12 protein-coding genes are annotated in these 17,786 nt (G+C 72.6%); 6 read left to right on the top strand and 6 right to left on the bottom strand.

All coding sequences use genetic code 11. The annotated features are described in order from the left end of the window. Positions 1-71 precede the first annotated feature (71 nt). Entirely contained in the window at positions 72-1,292 is a 1,221-nt protein-coding gene (locus DXZ73_RS36230) for an IS110 family transposase (RefSeq protein WP_116211963.1), read from the bottom strand. A gap of 239 nt (positions 1,293-1,531) precedes the next feature. On the opposite strand from DXZ73_RS36230, the gene kdpF reads away from it, so the two are divergent. Genes kdpF through kdpC form a run of 4 tightly spaced genes read left to right on the top strand, consistent with a single transcriptional unit; the run spans position 1,532 to position 6,073 of the window. After that, on the top strand, positions 1,532-1,621 hold the full coding sequence (gene kdpF / locus DXZ73_RS36225; protein ID WP_116215149.1) for a K(+)-transporting ATPase subunit F: 90 nt from the start codon (positions 1,532-1,534) through the stop codon (positions 1,619-1,621). Beyond that, a complete protein-coding gene (kdpA, locus tag DXZ73_RS36220) occupies positions 1,621-3,285 on the top strand; it encodes a potassium-transporting ATPase subunit KdpA (RefSeq protein WP_116215147.1) in 1,665 nt (554 codons plus the stop codon). Before kdpF ends, kdpA begins: the two co-directional genes overlap by 1 nt. Next, complete coding sequence (kdpB, locus tag DXZ73_RS36215) at positions 3,285-5,402, top strand: potassium-transporting ATPase subunit KdpB (RefSeq protein ID WP_116215146.1); 2,118 nt, start codon at positions 3,285-3,287, stop codon at positions 5,400-5,402. Before kdpA ends, kdpB begins: the two co-directional genes overlap by 1 nt. A 20-nt stretch (positions 5,403-5,422) precedes the next feature. After that, positions 5,423-6,073: a potassium-transporting ATPase subunit KdpC gene (kdpC, locus tag DXZ73_RS36210; protein ID WP_116215144.1), complete on the top strand. Its 651-nt coding sequence runs from the start codon at positions 5,423-5,425 to the stop codon at positions 6,071-6,073. A 26-nt stretch (positions 6,074-6,099) separates the two neighbouring features. On the opposite strand, the gene DXZ73_RS36205 is transcribed toward kdpC, so the two are convergent. Beyond that, positions 6,100-8,583 (bottom strand): sensor histidine kinase, encoded by a 2,484-nt coding sequence (locus tag DXZ73_RS36205; protein ID WP_116215143.1) that lies wholly within the window; start codon positions 8,581-8,583, stop codon positions 6,100-6,102. A gap of 130 nt (positions 8,584-8,713) precedes the next feature. Next, positions 8,714-11,341 (bottom strand): MXAN_6230/SCO0854 family RING domain-containing protein, encoded by a 2,628-nt coding sequence (locus DXZ73_RS36200; protein ID WP_116215141.1) that lies wholly within the window; start codon positions 11,339-11,341, stop codon positions 8,714-8,716. Positions 11,342-11,676: 335 nt separating this feature from the next. On the opposite strand from DXZ73_RS36200, the gene DXZ73_RS36195 reads away from it, so the two are divergent. Next, a complete protein-coding gene (locus DXZ73_RS36195) occupies positions 11,677-12,378 on the top strand; it encodes a metal-dependent hydrolase (RefSeq protein WP_116215140.1) in 702 nt (233 codons plus the stop codon). A 24-nt stretch (positions 12,379-12,402) separates the two neighbouring features. Here DXZ73_RS36195 and DXZ73_RS36190 read toward each other — a convergent pair whose 3' ends face one another. Continuing rightward, a complete protein-coding gene (locus tag DXZ73_RS36190) occupies positions 12,403-13,812 on the bottom strand; it encodes a short-chain fatty acyl-CoA regulator family protein (protein WP_116216111.1) in 1,410 nt (469 codons plus the stop codon). 267 nt (positions 13,813-14,079) lie between these two features. On the opposite strand from DXZ73_RS36190, the gene DXZ73_RS36185 reads away from it, so the two are divergent. Continuing rightward, the gene (locus tag DXZ73_RS36185) at positions 14,080-14,949 is read left to right on the top strand and encodes a 3-hydroxybutyryl-CoA dehydrogenase (RefSeq protein ID WP_425315942.1); all 870 of its coding nucleotides are present in this window, start codon (positions 14,080-14,082) and stop codon (positions 14,947-14,949) included. Here the strand turns inward: DXZ73_RS36185 and DXZ73_RS36180 are convergent. Both DXZ73_RS36180 and DXZ73_RS36175 read right to left on the bottom strand, forming a co-directional pair. Next, positions 14,934-15,551, bottom strand: a complete 618-nt coding sequence (locus tag DXZ73_RS36180) for a GNAT family N-acetyltransferase (RefSeq protein WP_116215137.1) — start codon at positions 15,549-15,551, stop codon at positions 14,934-14,936. The two genes, DXZ73_RS36185 and DXZ73_RS36180, sit on opposite strands and share 16 nt — an antisense overlap. Further along, positions 15,544-17,598: a penicillin acylase family protein gene (locus DXZ73_RS36175; protein WP_116215135.1), complete on the bottom strand. Its 2,055-nt coding sequence runs from the start codon at positions 17,596-17,598 to the stop codon at positions 15,544-15,546. Before DXZ73_RS36175 ends, DXZ73_RS36180 begins: the two co-directional genes overlap by 8 nt. Between the last annotated feature and the right edge of the window lie 188 nt (positions 17,599-17,786).

Raw genomic sequence — 17,786 nt, 5'->3', positions numbered from 1 at the left:
GTCGTCGCGTTCGTTCTCCTCCATCTGGCGGTCAAGGGGGTCGAGCGGCTGTGAGTTCCCTGAGTCAACCTCTATGCCGCCAGAGCCGCCTCGGGATCCTGATTGATCTTGTTGTTGGCCCGATGGGTATCGGGGTCGTAGCAGGTGCCGGTGCGCCAGCAGGCCCACATCACCCGCAGCCAGGCGCGGGCGAGGATGCGGGCGGCGTGTGGATGGCGTTTCTTGTTCGCCCGCGCGTCGTTGTAGATCTTCGCAGCCCAGTCGCTTGCGTGCCTGCTGTTGTCGGCGTAGCCGACGACGGCCAGGCGGGCGCGACGGTTGGCCGCGTAACGGAAGGTCACCACGCGGGACTTGCCGGACGCCCGGGTGACCGGGACGACGCCGGTTTCGGCGATGAACTGTTCGCTGGTCTTGGAGCGTTCCAGGATCGGACCGATCTCGCCGACGATCTGCCCGAGGTTGACCGTCCCAATGCGGGGCATGGTCGCGAACAGCTGTGCGTAGGGGTGGGCGGCGACCGCGTCGGCGATGGCCTCGTCCAGCGAGCGGATCGTGGCCCGGATGCCCTTGACCAGCTGGACCTGGACACGGACCAGCTGTGCGATCACGCTGTCGCTGAGCCGGGAGGCCGGCTTCGGCGAGGACCGGAGGCGTTCGATGAGGACGCTTCCGGGCTTCTTGCCGGAGTAGCCGCGGCGCTTGCACCATGCTTCCAGGCGCCCGGCGGTGAGCTTGGCGGCCGCGGCTGGGGTGGGGTATCGCTCCAGGAACGCCAGGGCGATGTCGCTGTCGAGGCTGGAGAAGACGGCCTTGCCTCCGGGCCAGTGCGTATCCAGCAGCGCGGCGAGCTGGTTGATCGCGGCGATGCGGGCCGCGACGTGGTCGGCCCGCTGCCGGGTGAGGGCCTGCAGTTCCATCGTGACCTGCTCGGTCGGCTCCAGCCGGGGCAGGAAGTGCCCGTCGGTGCGCAGGTAGTCGGCGAGCTTGAGACTGTCCCCGGCGTCCGTCTTGGCCTTGGAGGCGCCCCAGCGCGGACGCATCGCGTGGAAGGCGTTGGGGTGCACCGGCACCACCGGGTGCCCGGCGGCCAGCAGCCGGTCCACCACCAGGCCGCGGGTGGTCTCGATGGCGACCGGAAGATCCGCCGGACTGCCGTGCTTCGCCAGTTTGGCCAGGGTTCGGGCGATGCCCTCCTCGGTGTGCGCGAGCTCCCAACGGGCAACTCGGGCACCGGAGTTGTCCATGACAGTCACGTCGTGGGTCTCGGTCGCCCAGTCCCATCCGATGAACACGAAAGAAGTACTCCTGTGTCGTGCGCGGAGCACCTGCCCGGTGGTGAGGACGTCTGCCGGAAGCTCATTAATCGGCCCTCTGCGGGGCGTGTCCCTGATGCCGATCAGACGGCCTCGGCCCGGCGGGGCTGGCACAACTCACAGTGGCCATCGAATGGCTCGCGCCACAAGCCATGCACCCACCGGGACCGAGAGGTCACAACCCTACCGAAGAGGGCTGCAGAAGGGATGGTCCCCTAATGAGCGCGGAAAACATCGTGGGACTGGTCGTGGCCGTGTGCCTGGTGGTCTATCTGGTGCTCTGCCTGCTCTTTCCCGAGAGATTCTGATGAACGGGACTCTCGCGGGCTGGCTGCAGATCCTCGCCCTCGTCGGAGCGCTCGCCCTCTCCCACCGCCCCCTGGGCGACCACATCGCCCGCTGCCTGACCACCACCCGGCACCTGCTCCCCGAGCGGCTCGCCTACCGCGCGGGCGGTGTCGGCGCGGACACCGAACAGACGTGGGCCGCCTATCTCCGCGGCATGCTGGCCTTCTCACTGGTCTCGATGGTGTTCCTCTACGTGTTCCAGCGCGTGCAGAACCACCTGCTGCTGTCGCTGGGCATGAAGCCCGTACCGCCGGACCAGGCGTTCAACATCGCGGCCTCGTTCGTCACCAACACCGACTGGCAGTCGTACTCGGGCGAGCAGACCATGGGCCACCTGGTGCAGATGGCCGGTCTGGCCGTGCAGAACTTCGTCTCGGCGGCGGTGGGGATCGCCGTCGCCGCGGCCCTGATCCGTGGGTTCACCCGCGAGCGGACCGACCGCGTCGGCAATTTCTGGGCCGATCTGACCCGCGTCGTCCTGCGTGTCCTGCTTCCCCTCTCCCTCGTCTTCGCGATCGCCCTGGTGGCCGCCGGGGTGATCCAGAACTTCCACGGTGTCCGGACGCTCACCACGATCGCCGGTGGCCACCAGGGCATCACCGGTGGTCCGGTCGCCTCGCAGGAGGCCATCAAGGAGCTGGGCACCAACGGTGGCGGCTTCTACAACGCCAACTCCGCGCACCCGTTCGAGAACCCCACCGCCTTCACCAACCTCCTGGAGACCTACCTGCTGCTGGTGATCCCCTTCTGCCTGCCCCGCACCTTCGGCACGATGGTCGGCGACCGGCGGCAGGGGTACGCGGTCCTGGCCGTCATGGGACTGGTCTGGGCGGCCTCGGTGGCCGTCGTGACGGCGAACGAGCTGCACAGCGTGAGCAGTTCGGCGGGCCACGCGGCAGGCGGGATGATGGAGGGCAAGGAGCAGCGCCTGGGGATCTGGGCCTCGGCGCTGTTCGCCGTGTCCACCACGCTCACCTCGTGCGGCGCGGCCGACTCCGCCCACGACTCGTACACACCGGGTGGTGGCGGTCTGCTGATCTTCAACATGATGCTCGGTGAGATCGCTCCCGGCGGCACCGGTTCCGGTCTGTACGGCATCCTGGTCCTCGCGGTCGTCGCCGTGTTCGTGGCCGGGCTGATGGTGGGCCGCACGCCCGAGTACCTGGGCAAGAAGCTCGGCGGCCGGGAGATGAAGTTCGCGTCGCTGTACATCCTCACCACGCCGGCCGTCGTCCTGGTCGGTTCGGGCATCGCCATGGCGCTGCCCGGGGAGCGGGCGGCGATGGCCAACCCCGGTCCGCACGGCTTCTCGGAGGTGCTCTACGCCTTCACCTCGGCGGCCAACAACAACGGCTCCGCCTTCGCGGGGCTGCAGGCCAACACCGTCTGGTACAACGCGGGGCTCGGCCTGGCGATGATCTTCGGCCGCTTCCTGCCGATGGTGTTCGTCCTGGCCCTGGCCGGGGCCCTGGCACGGCAGCGCCCGGTTCCGGTCACGGCGGGCACGCTGCCCACCCACCGGCCGCAGTTCGTCGGTCTGCTGACCGGGGTGGTCATCGCCGTCGTCGGCCTCACCTATTTCCCGGCGCTGGCGCTGGGACCGCTCGCGGAAGGGCTGCACTGATGCCCACCCCCTCGGTCCCCTCCCCCGCCTCTCCCGAGGGCGGCCCGTCCACGCGGCGCGAGCCGCACCGGGTCTCCGGCGGCCTGGTGGACCCCGGGCAGCTCGTGACCGCCTTCCCCGGCGCCCTGCGCAAGCTCGACCCGCGTCTGATGGTGCACAACCCGGTCATGTTCGTCGTCGAGACCGGGGCGGTCCTCACCACTTTGTCGGCGGTCAAGGACCCCGGTGTCTTCCCCTGGGTGATCGCCGTCTGGCTCTGGCTGACCACGGTGTTCGCCAACCTCGCCGAGGCGGTGGCCGAGGGACGCGGCAAGGCCCAGGCGGAGACCCTGCGCCGGACCCGCACCCGGACGACGGCGCGCCGCCTCACCGACCGGCGGCCGGGGGCGGGCGACGTCCACGAGGAGGAGGTGCCGGCCGCGGAGCTGCGGCCGGGCGATCGCGTCCTCGTCGAGGCCGGGCAGATCATCCCCGGCGACGGGGACGTCGTCGAGGGCGTCGCGTCGGTCGACGAGTCCGCGATCACGGGCGAGTCGGCGCCGGTCATCCGTGAGTCCGGCGGTGACCGCTCGGCTGTCACCGGTGGCACCAAGGTGCTCTCCGACCGCATCGTCGTCAAGATCACCTCCAAGCCGGGCGAGACCTTCATCGACCGGATGATCGCGCTGGTGGAGGGCGCGGCCCGGCAGCGGACACCGAACGAGATCGCGCTGAACATCCTGCTCGCCTCGCTGACCATCGTGTTCCTGATCGCGGTCGGCACCCTCCAGCCGTTCGCGGTCTTCGCGGGCGCCGAACAGAGCATCGTCGTCCTGGTCGCCCTCGTGGTCGCCCTCATCCCGACCACCATCGGCGCACTGCTCTCGGCGATCGGCATCGCCGGCATGGACCGCCTCGTCCAGCGCAACGTCCTGGCCATGTCCGGCCGCGCCGTCGAGGCCGCGGGCGACGTCAACACCCTCCTCCTCGACAAGACGGGGACCATCACGCTCGGCAACCGCCAGGCCGCCGAGTTCCTCCCCGTCGGCGGGGTGGGCGCCGATGAACTCGCCGACGCGGCCCAGCTGTCCTCCCTCGCGGACGAGACGCCCGAGGGCCGCTCGATCGTCGTCCTCGCCAAGCAGCGGTACGCCCTGCGGGCCCGTACGGAAGGGGAGTTGACCCGGGCCACGTTCGTCCCCTTCACCGCGCAGACCCGTATGAGCGGGGTCGACATCGGCGGGCGCCGCGTCCGCAAGGGCGCGGCGGGCGCCGTCACCGGGTGGGTGACGGCGGCCGGCGGCGAGGTGGGCGAGGAGGTGCGCGAGAGCGTCGGGCGGATCTCGCAGAGCGGCGGCACCCCGCTGGTGGTGGCGGTCCACGACCGCGACGGCGCGCGCGTCCTGGGCATCGTCCACCTCAAGGACGTCGTCAAGGAGGGCATCCGGGAGCGGTTCGACGAGCTGCGCCGCATGGGCATCAGAACGGTCATGATCACGGGTGACAACCCGCTGACGGCGAAGGCGATCGCCGAGGAGGCGGGGGTCGACGACTTCCTCGCGGAGGCGACGCCCGAGGACAAGATGGCGCTCATCAAGCGTGAGCAGGCCGGCGGCAAGCTCGTCGCGATGACGGGCGACGGCACCAACGACGCCCCCGCGCTGGCCCAGGCGGACGTGGGCGTGGCCATGAACACCGGCACCTCGGCCGCCAAGGAGGCCGGGAACATGGTGGACCTGGACTCCAACCCCACCAAGCTCATCGAGATCGTCGAGATCGGCAAGCAGCTCCTGATCACCCGCGGCGCGCTGACCACCTTCTCGATCGCCAACGACGTCGCGAAGTACTTCGCGATCATCCCGGCGATGTTCGCGGTGGCCTACCCCGGCCTCGACAAGCTCAACATCATGAGCCTGCACAGCCCGACCTCGGCGGTCTGCTCGGCGATCGTCTTCAACGCGCTGATCATCGTCGTGCTGATCCCGCTCGCGCTGCGCGGCGTCCGCTACCGCCCCTCGTCCGCGGCCTCGCTGCTCGGCCGGAACATCTGGGTCTACGGTCTCGGCGGGCTCGTCCTGCCCTTCCTCGGCATCAAACTCATCGACCTGGCCGTGCAGTTCGTCCCCGGCCTCCGCTGACCGGAGAAGGAGAGAGACCCGTGCTCCTGCACCTCCCGCCGCTGGTGCGGCAGCACCTGTCGGCCCTGCGCATGCTCCTGGTGTTCACGGCCGTCACGGGCGTCGCCTATCCACTGGCCGTCACCGGCATCGCGGTGGCGGCCTTCGGCCACCAGGCCGACGGCTCCCTGATCACGGTCCACGGCACACCCGTGGCCTCCCGCCTCCTCGGCCAGAACTTCGCCCTGCCGAAGAAGAACCCCGACGACCCGCGCGAACCGCTCCGCCCCGACCCCCGGTGGTTCCAGCCGCGTCCTTCCGCCGCCGATGCGGACAAGGGCGCCGGGCCGTACGACCCGACGTACTCCGGCGCCTCCAACCTCGGCCCCGACAACCCCGCCCTCGTCAGGGCCGTCGACGAGCGCCGCACCGCGGTGGCCGCCTTCGACGGCGTCGCCCCGAGGACGGTTCCCGTCGACGCCCTGACCGCCGGCGGCTCGGGCCTCGACCCCGACATCTCCCCCGCGTACGCGTACGAACAGGTCGCCCGCGTCGCCCGGGCCCGGGGGCTGTCGCCCCGGCGGGTCGGCGAGCTCGTCACCGGTCACGTACGCGGCAGGGACCTGGGCTTCCTCGGCCAGGAACGCGTCGACGTCGTCGAACTGAACCAGGACCTCACGCACCTGACGTGACCGCAGGCATCCGGCACGACGGCGCCTCACCCCGCCGTGCCGGGTGCCGCCGTCGGGAGGGTGAGGGTCACCGAGAACCCGGCGTCGGGGGTGACCGCCGGTTCCAGGGTGCCTCCCATCGCCTCGGCGAGATCTCCGCTCAGCCTCAGGGAAAGGATCCCGGCCCGGTCACCCCGCCCTCCGGCGGAGCCGCCCGCCCCGTCGGACACATGGACGGCCAGCCGGTCGGCGGTCACGTCGGCCGTGAGGGCGGGTGACCGGTCGGCCGGGCTGTGGCGCAGCGCGTCGGCGGCGAGTGCCGTGAGGACGCGGGTGAGGAGGGCGGCGTCGGCGATGACGTCGGGCAGATCCTCCGGCAGGGAGAGCCGGATCGTGTGGCCGCCGGGCCCGAGGTCGTCCAGGGCCTGGGTCAGTGCCTCCCCGATGTCGACCGGCCGGAGGTAGAGGTCGAGTGCCCCGGCGTGCACACGGCCGAGACCGTCGAGGTCGTCGACCAGCTGCTCGGCGCGCCCCACCGACGCCTGGGCGGCCGCCACCAGGCGCGCCTCTGCCGGGGCGGAGGTGTCCCCGGCCCTCTCGCGCAGGCCCGCGAGGGATGCCGCGGCGGCGCCCAGGCAGGCCCGCAGGTCGCGGACCGCCATGACGAGCACCGAGGCTCGCGTGCGCTCGGCGGCGGCCAGGGTGTCGTGCTCGGCGGCCTGCCGGGTGAGTCTGCCGTGGGTGTGCGCGACGCCCAGTTGGGCGGCGCACGCGGCGAGGACGCGCCGGTCGTCGGCACTCAGCCCACGGCCCCGGGCGGCCAGTGTGAGGCTCTCGCCGACCGGGACTTCCAGATCCGCGTCGTAGGGACGCTCCGGCGGGCGCTCTCCGGCACTGGCCACGACGAACCAGTGCTGCTGTGTGCCGGCGTCCGGATCCCGCTCCAGCAGGCTGACCGCCAAGAGCCCGAAGTTCTCCCGCAGTTGCTCGGCGAGCGCGGGGAGGTCCGCCCCGCGCATCATGGCCGTCGCCAGTCGGCTCAGGGCCTGTGCCTCGGCGGTCGCGCGGGCCGCCTGGTGGGTGCGCCGGGCGACCGTACCGGCCGCCGTGCCCACCAGGGCCGCGACGGTGACGAAGACGGCCAGGGCGAGGATGTCGTCGCCGCGTGCGACGTCGAGGGAATGGGAGGGCAGGGTGAAGTAGTAGTCGGCGAGCAGTCCGGCGGCCACGGCGGCGGCCAGGGCCGGCCACAGTCCGCCGACGAGGGCGACCACCACGACGAGGAGGAGGTAGAGCGCCAGGTCGCTGGAGAGGTCGAGGTGGTCGCGCGACGCCGTCAGGACCCAGGTCAGCAAGGGCAGCACGACGGCCGCCCCGGCCAGCGCGAGCCGGTAGCGCCCGGCGCCGATGCCGCGGCCGGGGCGCGGCAGCCGGAAGGCGGCGGAACCGGCCGCTTCCTCGTGCGTGACGATGTGCACGTCGATGGGTCCGGACCCCTGGATCGTCCGCCGTCCCACTCCGGCCCGGAGCAGCAAGGACAGTCTTCCCCTGCGGCTCGCGCCCAGGACGATCTGGGTGACGTTCTCCGCCCGTGCGAACTCCAGCAAGGCGTCCACGACGTCGTCCCCGGTCGTCTGGTGGTAGGTGCCGCCCAGTGACTCGACGAGTGAGCGCTGTCCGGCGAGCGCCGCGGGGTCACCGGCCGCGAACGTGTCCCCGGGGACGACGTGGAGGGCGAGCAGCTCGCTGCCCGGGGTGCGCGCGGTGATGCGCGCGGCCCGGCGGACGAGCGTCTCGCCCTCCTGGCCGCCGGTCAGGCCGACGAGGATGCGCTCCCGGGTCTCCCAGGGAGCGACGATGCCGTGTTCGGCGCGGTAGCGCTGGAGCCCCTCCTCCACCCGGTCGGCGAGCCACAGGAGCGCCAGCTCGCGGAGCGCGGTGAGGTTGCCGACGCGGAAGTAGTGCGTGAGAGCGGCCTCGATGCGGTCCGGCGGATAGATGTCACCGTGCGTCATGCGGCGCCGCAGGACCTCGGGCGGCAGATCGACCAGTTCGATCTGGTCGGCGCGCCGGGCCACCTCGTCCGGCAGCCGCTCGCGCTGCCGGACTCCCGTGATCTGCTCGACCACGTCGTTGAGCGACTCCAGGTGCTGGACGTTGAGGGTGGTGAGGACGTCGATCCCGGCGTCCAGCAGTTCCTCGACGTCCTGCCACCGCTTGGCGTGGCGGCTGCCGGGCACATTGGTGTGGGCCAGCTCGTCCACGAGGGCGACCTGGGGGCGGCGGGCCAGCACCGCGTCCAGGTCCATCTCGGTGAACTCCGCGCCCCGGTGCGCCAGGGTGCGGCGGGGCAGCGTCTCCAGGCCCTCGGCCATGGCCGCCGTCGGCCGCCGCCCGTGCGCCTCGGCGAGGGCGACGACCACGTCGGCCCCTTGGGCGCGCAGCCGCTGCCCCTCGGCGAGCATGGCGTAGGTCTTCCCCACACCGGGGGCCGCCCCGAGGTGGATCCGCAGTCTTCCGCGCGCTGTCATCGACGGACTCCCGCCGGCTCATCGGTGTCCAGGCCGTCTCGACATCCATGGTGCCACCGCGGTCCGAGGGGACCGGGGCGGCGCGGCGCGCGTTCTCGTACGAGGTGGTCCGCCCCGTCCGACGGCTCGCCTACGGGAGGGACTCGAGCGCCGTCACGAGGTCGGAGGCGGTCAGAAGGCGGACGGAGGCGGCGTTCAGGCCCGCCGGGTGCAGGGCGTACACCTCGCTTCCGGGCGGCAGGGCGAGGTCGCCGCGGAGCAGGTGTGCCAGTCGCGCCCGCGAGAGGTCCGGCGCCCCGTCCTCATCCGTGGCCGGGGTGCCGATGCGGGCGGCGAATTCCGCGACGCCTTCGTCGGCGGCGCGCCGGTAGGTGCTCGTGGATCCGTCGAGGTGGCGTACGACGACGGTGCCGGCGCGGGCCGCGGACCGCCAGGTGGCCAGTTCGCCCAGGCCGACCCGGGCGCCGGACGTGAACAGGTCGGTCAGGCCCCGCCCGAGGGCCGCCAGGTCGTCGGAGTGCCGGTGGACCGCGTGGTGCGTGCCGGTGACGCCCTTGACGACGTCGAGCCAGCGCATGGTGCGGTCCGCCACGTCGACGACCATCGGGACGCAGGCGTGGGCCCGGCCGGTCAGGTCGAAGCGCTGCTCGACCTGCCGCGGGTCGAACACCGGCCCGGTGCCGCCCGGTTCGTCGCGGACCATGAGCCCGGAGAACGCCTCCGCGAGGTCGTCGAAGGCCACGCTGTTGAAGGAGAAGACGACGGCCACCAGATACCGGACGCCGGTGGCGCCGAGCCGGTCCAGGTCGAGGTCGACGAACTCGCTCGCGCCCTGCGGTGCCGGGGCGCTCGTCAGGTCGCCCGAGTGCACGGCCGCGTCGTGCCCATGGCGGAGGTTGGTGTAGTCGCACGTCCCGACGTGCTCCCACTCGGCGTCGAACATGGCCAGCGACAGGTCCAGGTCGGCGCGGCCGGAGGTCTCGCTCTCCGTCCAGTGGAGGAAGAGCCGTACCGTACGGCCGGCGGGCACCGGGAGCTCGCTGCCGCGCGGCAGTGTCACCAGGGAGCGCGAGGCGGTCCGCTCGGTGAACGGCGCGACGACACCGTCCAGGGCCGCGTCGATGACGGCGAGCTCCGTCTTCTCCAGGGTGCCCGCCCGGCGCAGGACCTCTCCGGTCAGGACGGCGACCACGCGCTCCACGACGTCGTCCGTCAGCAACACGCGCTCGTCCGGGGCGATATGGGCCTTCGCGTTGCCGCCCTTGGGGAAGAACACGCGGTCGCGCCCCTTGCGGGAGCGGGTGCGGATCTCGCCGAGCGTGGACAGCAGCACTGCGGGCGAGACCCGGGGCACGGCGGTGGCGAGCGCGGACAGCACCGTCTCCGTGCTGTCCTTGCTGTCCTTGTCCGTGCTGTCCTTGCCCGCGAGGCGCAGCAGGTGGTCCAGGCGGCGCAGCAGTTCTCCGGGGCGCCGGGCGAGCAGGGCGACCGCGGCTTCGGCATCGGCCGCGGCCAGTGCGGCCTCGACCCTGCCCGGCCAGTCGCGGACCCGGACCCTGGCGCCGGAGGCGTCGGCGGACGGCAGGTCCTCCGCTGTGGCGCGTATCCGCGCGGAGAGGCTGTCGTCACTCAGGCGCAGGTCCCTCAACGCGGCTACGGCGAGCGCCGCGTTCGGGTAGCGCCGCGCGTACTCGAACGGGTGCAGGCGCTCCGCGGCGTGCTTCCACAGTCGCGGGTGGCGGCGCATGTCCTCGGCCACCAGGGCCGGGTCGAGCCGGTCGAGGGCCGCCAGCAGGGCGCGGCGCAGCGGGCGCGGCACGGCGGCCAGGCGCGGCACGTCGACGAGCCCGGCGTCGCCGCCCGAGAGCACGGCGAGCAGGCGGAGCACGTCGGTCGCCGTGTCGACGAGGGCGGTGGCCGCCGGGAGCGTCACCTCGTACGCGGCCGGGTCCGCGAGCAGCCACGCCAGGACGCGGGCCTTGGTCTCGCGGCCCGGGACGGTCTGCGGCAGCCAGGAGACGTCGGTACGGTCGCGGACGGCGAGGAAGGCTTCGAGGTCGTCGGCGTCCTGCGGACTCAGCGCACCCGCGCGGCGGAGCAGGGTCTCCAGCTCGTGGCCGGCGTCGGCGGCACGGGCAGTGGGGTCGCCGCCGTGGGTGAGCACGCGCAGCCGGTTCGGCAGGGACCGGTCGGCCCGGGCAAAGTCCCGCGTCCGCTCCGGGCGCAGGAACGGGTCCCCGGTGTCCACCCGGCGGTGGCAGATCGGGCAGGCGGAGAAGTCGCCGCCGTCGTAGCAGGCGCCGCAGACCAGGTGGGCGCACGGCGAGACCGCGTGCACGGTGCCCTCCGTGCCGCACAGGACGCACGGCTGCTCCGGGGCCTGGCACAGGACGGTCAGGACGCGGTCGACGTAGAAGGCGAGGGTGTCGGTGGGGACGCTGTGCGGGAAGTCGCGGAAGAGCGGGGTGTGGTCACGGTCCGCGCCGAGGGCCCGGTCGATGTCCGCGAGCAGGGCGGTGCCCGCCGCGGCCAGCGTCCCGGTGTCGAGCGTGGTGAGGGCCTGGCGCAGGTCGCCGGCCATCACATAGCCGCGCTCCAGCAGATCGGTCTCCAGCAGCGTGACTCCGGCGAGGGCTTCCGGGGCCGGCTGGGTGCGGGAGGCGGTGGGGAGATAGACGGCGCCGCGGCGGGCCAGCAGGGCGGCCGCGAGGCCGCGGCGGCCGCCGGCGGTGCCGGTCGAGATGGTCGTGGTGGTCATGGCCGTTCCTCCCGTGCCGTGCGGTGCGCTTCACCGGCTCGCTGCTTGCCGGTGTCGCGAAGCGAAGGAACGCCGGGTGGCGGCCGCGAAGTTGATGGTGCGGGGCGGGAAGTGGACGCGCTGAATCTTTTACCAGAAAAAAGGGGTTGAGAAGGAAGCACGTCGCGGAGCCGCCCCGCGCAAGCACACTAACAAGCGGGTGCGCGCCTGCGCATCGCGTTTTGTCGCGTGCGATACATGCCGACCCGTCAGGTCCGTCTGGATCTTGCTGGTAGCGTCTGCCGGGTTTGGATCGCGTCACCACCGTGGCGCCGGCACGGGAGAACACACACGCGATGATGGGCCATTCACATGCCGTGAGCGGAGCGCTGCTCTTCGCGGGCACCGCCCCCTATCTGCCGCCCTTGGTGATGAACGCTCACCTGGCGCCGCAGGAGATACTGATGGGCACGGTGCTGTGCGCCGGCGCCGCACTGCTGCCCGACCTGGACCACCACGACGGCACCATAGCCAACTTCCTCGGACCGGTGTCCAAGACGCTGTGCCGCTTCGTCTCCTGGGCCTCCGGCGGGCACCGCCACGCCACGCACTCCCTGCTGTTCGTGGCCCTGATGACGCTCGGCAGCTGGGCGGGGGTGACGTACCTGGGCCGCCCGTTCACGCTCGCCATGACGTTCTTCCTGCTGGCCCTGGCGGTGCGGGCCCTCAACATCTGCCCGCCCGGACATGGCTTCCACGCCTGGGGCACGATCGTGGCCATGGCGGGCATCGGCACCGCCGTGATCGCCAAGTTCATCCCCTCGGCGCCGGGCTGGCTGCCGTACTCCATAGGCCTGGGCTGTGTGGCCCACCTGCTCGGGGACTCCATCACCAAGAGGGGCGCCCCCTGGCTCTGGCCCCTCAAGACCCGCTACGAAATAGTGGTCATCAAGCACAGCGGCAACAAGCTGGAGACCGAGATACTCACCCCGATCATGGGTGTGGCCACCGTCGCCCTGCTCTGGTTCACGGCGCTCTCCCCCCACGCCACCAGCTGACCGACCGGGCCTCCGGCGGACCGGTCACACGGGCCCGCCGATGCCGTACGGCACGAACGTGCTGGTGTTCTCGTCCACGGTGAGGGCGCGGCCGAGTGGTGGTACGGCCCGCTGGGGGCAGTCGAGGCGTTCGCAGACGCGGCAGCCCATGCCGATCGGGGTCGCGGGCGCGCCCCGGCCGAGGTCGAGGCCGTCGGAGTAGACGAGGCGGGAGGCGTGGCGGATCTCGCAGCCCAGGCCGATGGCGAAGGTCTTGCCGGGTTCGCCCCAGCCTCCCCGGTGTCGGGTGACGGTGCGGGCGGTCCACAGATAACGCTGCCCGTCCGGCATGGCGGCGATCTGCACATGGACGCGGCCGGGGGCGGCGAACGCCTCGTAGACGTTCCACAGCGGGCAGGTGCCGCCGGCCCGGGAGAAGTGGAAGCCGGTGGCCGACTGGCGCTTGGACATGTTGCCCGCGCGGTCGACCCGTACGAAGGAGAACGGCACCCCGCGCAGCCGTGGGCGCTGGAGCGTGCTGAGCCGGTGGCAGACGGTCTCGTAGCCGAAGCCGAAGCGGTCGCTGAGTCGCTCGATGTCGTAGCGCAGTTCCTCCGCCGCGGCGTGGAACTCGCGGTACGGCAGGATCAGCGCGGCGGCGAAGTGGCTGGCGATGCCGATCCTGGTCAACGCCCAGGTCGTGGAGCCCTCTTCGTAGTCCTCCGCGGCGAGGCGGGAGAGCTCCTGCCCGTATTCGAGCAGGGCGAGCCGGGTGGCCATGCGGAAGGCCCGCTGGCCGGGGCGCAGCCGGTTCGACAGGTGCAGGACGCGCGTGGCCGGGTCGTAGTGGTGCAGCCGGTCGGCGTCGGCGGCGGTGGCGATCCGCACTCCGTGGCGTCCGGTGAGCCGGTCGGTGAGGACGCGCAGGGCGGCGCCGGGGCGGACGCCCGTCTCGGCGGCGAGTTCCTCGGCGGCGGTGTCGATGTCGTGGAGGTAGTTCTGTCTGCGGTGGAAGAACTCGCGGTTCTCCTCGTGCGGCGGGCGCGGCAGCGCCGGGTCGACGGTGCCGCGCCCGTCGGCGGCCTCGGCGAGGCGCTCGGTCAGGTCCTGGCAGCGGCGTCCGAGACCGATCAGGACGGTGGCGACGGCGGGCAGCCGGGAGGCGAGCTCGGACAGGTCGGAGGGTGAGACCCGGCCGGCGGCGATCTCGTCGGCGAGGGCTTCCCGCAGGTCCGCCAGGACCCGGCCGGTGTCGCGCTCGGAGAAGAAGCCGGGGTCCACGCCGAACGTCTCGGTCAGGCGCAGCAGTACGGGCACGGTCAGCGGCCGTGAGTCGTGCTCCATCTGGTTGAGGTAGCTGGGCGAGATGGCGAGCGTGCGGGCCAGTTCGGCCTGGCTGAGCCGCCGTTCCTCGCGCAGTCGGCGCAGTCGCGCTCCGGCGTATGTCCTGGCCACCCGCACAGCCTAGCCGCGTCCTTCGCAGAGTTGGCAGAACGGGCGGGGAAGATTCGCGGAACTTGGCATCGGGCCACGGTTGTTCGGCTCCGATCGCCCCTGGCAGAGTCGTCGGCACGGCCCGCCGGAGCCCCGCCGGAGCGCCTCTCCGCAGCGGCAGGGGCGCGGCGGGCCACGCTGCGACCGGAGAGCGCTTCCTCTTCGCACTCTTGGCAGACCTTTTGACGCACCATCCGATTTCACCCGATTCCACGACACCGGGAGACGCTGATGGCAACCATCCACCGAGCGGCAGTGACAGGCGGCGGCACCATGGGCGCCGGCATAGCCGAAGTCCTCGCCCGGGCCCGCCTCGACACCGTCCTGTGCGAGGTCGACGCCACCGCCGCGGCCCGTGCCCGCGAGCGCGTCGCCCGCTCCCTGGAGCGTGCGGTCGAGCGCGGCAGGACGGACCGTCCCAGCGCCGAGCGGGCCCTTTCCCGGATCGTCTTCACCGCCGATGCCGACGCCCTCGCCGACCGGCAGCTGGTCGTCGAGGCGGTCGTCGAGAACGCCGACGTCAAGACCGAGGTCTTCGCCGTCCTCGACAAGGTCGTGGAGGATCCGGAGGCGATCCTGGCCACCAACACCTCCTCCCTCCCGGTGCTGCGGCTCGGCATGGCGACCCGGCGCGCCGACCGCGTCGTGGGGCTGCACTTCTTCAATCCGGTGCCGGTGATGCCGCTGGTGGAGGTCGTCACCTCGCTGCACACGAGCGCGGGGACGGCCGCCGCCGTCGAGGAGTTCGCCACGGCGGTCCTCGGCAAGTCGGTGGTGCGGTCCCCGGACCGCTCGGGGTTCGTGGTCAACGCCCTGCTCGTGCCCTATCTCCTCGCGGCGGTCCGCATGGCGGAGTCCGGCTTCGCGACGGCCGCGGACATCGACGCCGGGATGGAGCTGGGCTGCGCCCATCCGATGGGACCGCTGGCGCTGGCCGACCTGATCGGGCTGGACACCGTCGTCTCCATCGCGGAGTCGCTGTACGAGGAGTTCAAGGAGCCCCTCCACGCCCCGCCGCCGCTGTTGCGGCGGATGGTCGAGGCGGGGTTGCTGGGACGGAAGTCGGGGCAGGGCTTCCACTCCTACCCTCGGGGGTGAGGGTTCCCCTCGAACGTCTCCCGGTCGAGGAAGACCAGCTGCGCCCGCTTCTCGGGGAGTTCGATCTCGGGGCCGCGGACGAAGCCGGCCCCGGTGAGGCGGGCGACGGCTTTCGCGTTGCGGGCGTCCGGCTCGGCCACGATCCGCAGCCGGCCGGGGTCGGCCGCCAGGACGTAGCCGAGGAACACGGAGAGCAGGGTGGCGGTGAAGCCCCGCTCGGTCCCGCCCGCCGGGGGGCCGATCATCAGGTGGATGCCGAAGTCCCCGGGCCGTACGTCGTAAGCCTCGCCGACCGGGTCGGCCTCCGGCTCGTACGTCTGGAAGAGGGCGACGGGCCGGCCGTCCCGTTCGAGGAGATAGGCGTGGTGCGTGGGCAGGGAGTCGATATAGGTGTAGATCTCCAGGACCCGTTCGCGGCCGGCGTCCCGCATGCCCCAGAACCGGGCCCGCTCCTGGGTGACCCAGCCGTGGATCAGCCCGGCGTCGGCCGCGGGGTCGACGGGGACGACCCGTACGGTCCCGAAGCCGTCGACCGCCTGCTCGTGCACGGCCGTCCGCGCCGGGCGGGATCGGGATACGGATACAGCGGGGGAATCAGACATCGTCTCGCTCCTCGGTGAGGTTGTGCCAGTCGGTGACCACGGGGACGAGTTCGCCCCGGAGCCACAGCGGCAGCTGGTCGCGGTGGTGGGCGTCGCCGGGTACGCCGGAGGCGCCGAACGGCACCACCCAGAGGCTGTTCTCGCGGTCGGCGAGATCCCATACGTAGCGCGCGGCGGGCCCGCGCGCGCTGTGGTCGGTGACGCCGGGGACGCTGGAGGTGGACAGCACGCAGTCGTGGTCGCCCGACAGGCCGGGCCACTCCTCGTGCGTCACGCCGGGCAGCGACTGCCAGGGCGCGAGCCGGTGCACCTCGCCCCACGGCACCGACGGCTCCCCCGCCGCCGTCACGTCGTCGAGTGCCGCGCGGACGAGCGCGGCGCGGTCCACGCCGGGCAGCGGTTCGTCCCGCAGCAGATGTTCCAGAGCGAAGGCGATCCGGGGGGCCAGGGCGAGCCACGGCAGGAAGATCTCGGGGTACGCGGGCGGTTCGGCCAGCCCCGCGAGCGCCGGGTGCGCCGCGAACCGGCGTACGACCGCCGTGCGCAGCGCGGCGTAGACGGTGGCGTCCGTGCTGCCGGCGTCCATCCGGCGGTCCCAGCGCAGGAGTCGGTCCCGCAGCCGTGCGGCGTCCGGGCCGAGGCCGTCCAGTCCGGCGAGCAGGTCCAGCAGGGGCCCGGCGGAGGCCAGGTGGGTGTCGGTGTGGACGGCGGCCATGTCCCCGGCGGACCACTGCCGCGACGCGTCCAGCAGGTGGCGGATGCGGTCGGCCCGGTGCGGCGGAGCGAATTCGACGCCGAGCGGTGCGGCCAGGCCGCGCTGGTTGGCCATCACCGCGGTGCCGTCGACGTCGGCGCGCGGCATCGGTGCGTGCCAGCCCTGCCAGGCGTGTCCGGGTTCCCAGGCCGGTACGACGCGCAGCCGGTTGTCGTGGTGGCGCAGCGGTACGCGTCCGGCGACCCGGTGGAGGAGGCCGCCTGAAGTGTCGGCGGCCTGGACGACGTTGACGGGCTCGGCCCAGTGGTCGAAGGCCCGGTCGACGTCGGCGACCGTGGTGGCCCTGAGCAGGGCGGGCAGCGTGGCGAAGCCGAGGTCCTCGCTCACGCGCGGGGGGCAGCGCAGGCTGATCGCCCTCGGCTCGCCGGGGCCGCCGATCACGACGGGTCCGCGGTCGGTCTCGATGACCTCGACGCCGACCGGGTCGCCCCCGGCGACCTCGATGGTCTCGGTGTGGGCGGCGGCGGGCCGCCAGCCGTCGGGGCCGAGTGCCTCCACCGCGGTGCCGCGGCGGCGGAGCCGTTCGTCGTAGAGGTCCTGGTAGTCGGCCATGGCGTTGGTGATGGCCCAGGCCACCGTGCCGGTGTGGCCGAAGTGGGCGATGCCGGGGACGCCGGGTACGGCGAGCCCCACCACGTCGTAGTCCGGGCAGTTCAGGTGGATCTGTTGGTAGATGCCCGGGTCCTCGATGAAGCGGTGCGGGTCGCCGGCGATGACGGGGGCTCCGGTGGCGGTGCGGTCGCCGGCGACGAGCCAGCCGTTGCTCCCGGAGGTGGCGGGGCCGTCGGCGGCGAACAGCCCGACGGCCTCGGGGCCGAGCTCGCGGGCGACCTCCTCGCGCCACAGCTTGGCGGGGAAGCCGGCGAAGAGGATGTGGTGGGAGAGCCAGACCGCGAGCGGGGTCCAGGGCCGCCACCGCCCGGGGGTGAGACCCGCGGCCGCGAACTCCGGTGCGCGGCGCGCGCCCGCGGCGAGGCCGGAGTTGACCCCGTCGACGTAGGCGGTGACCCATGCCGCGGTGTCCGCGTCGAGGCCCTGGAAGCAGCGGCGGGCGGTGTCGTCCAGGCGGGCCCGCCTCGCGAGCCGGTCCCAGCCGACGGCGCCGGGTCCCAGGAAGGCGGCCGTGGTGCCCTGGGAGCGGTGCCGCTCCACCTCGATCTGCCAGGCCCGGTCCAGGGCGGCGTTGCGGCCCTGGGCGCGGGCGAGTTCGTCCGGGCTTCCGGCCCGCAGGTGCGGGATGCCCCAGGCGTCCCGGTGGACCTCGATGCTCACAAAGTCTCCTTGTTCCGCGGCGGGTTGGCGCTGGTCGGGACGGGTCTCCGGAGGTGCCGTGGCGCCCCCGCCCAACAAAAACTTAGGTTAGGTTAACCTAAGTTTCACCCCCTCCCCGCGATCACCCTCCAGCCAACCGGAGCCAACACTTCCGGCTCGTAGGTTAGGTTAGGCTCGCCTAAGTTGAT

Origin of the sequence: Streptoverticillium olivoreticuli subsp. olivoreticuli (genome assembly GCF_003391135.1) — a bacterium.
Lineage (GTDB): Bacteria > Actinomycetota > Actinomycetes > Streptomycetales > Streptomycetaceae > Streptomyces > Streptomyces blastmyceticus.
Note: the sequence above shows the minus strand (reverse complement) of the source record. Positions and strands in the feature narration are given on the sequence as shown.

Excerpts from the sequence above, each read along its gene's own strand:
- kdpF (WP_116215149.1), top strand. The coding sequence starts at position 1,532 with ATGAGCGCGGAAAACATCGTGGGACTGGTCGTGGCCGTGTGCCTGGTG.
- kdpA (WP_116215147.1), top strand. The coding sequence starts at position 1,621 with ATGAACGGGACTCTCGCGGGCTGGCTGCAGATCCTCGCCCTCGTCGGA.
- kdpB (WP_116215146.1), top strand. The coding sequence starts at position 3,285 with ATGCCCACCCCCTCGGTCCCCTCCCCCGCCTCTCCCGAGGGCGGCCCG.
- DXZ73_RS36205 (WP_116215143.1), bottom strand. The coding sequence starts at position 8,583 with ATGACAGCGCGCGGAAGACTGCGGATCCACCTCGGGGCGGCCCCCGGT.
- DXZ73_RS36200 (WP_116215141.1), bottom strand. The coding sequence starts at position 11,341 with ATGACCACCACGACCATCTCGACCGGCACCGCCGGCGGCCGCCGCGGC.
- DXZ73_RS36195 (WP_116215140.1), top strand. The coding sequence starts at position 11,677 with ATGATGGGCCATTCACATGCCGTGAGCGGAGCGCTGCTCTTCGCGGGC.
- DXZ73_RS36180 (WP_116215137.1), bottom strand. The coding sequence starts at position 15,551 with ATGTCTGATTCCCCCGCTGTATCCGTATCCCGATCCCGCCCGGCGCGG.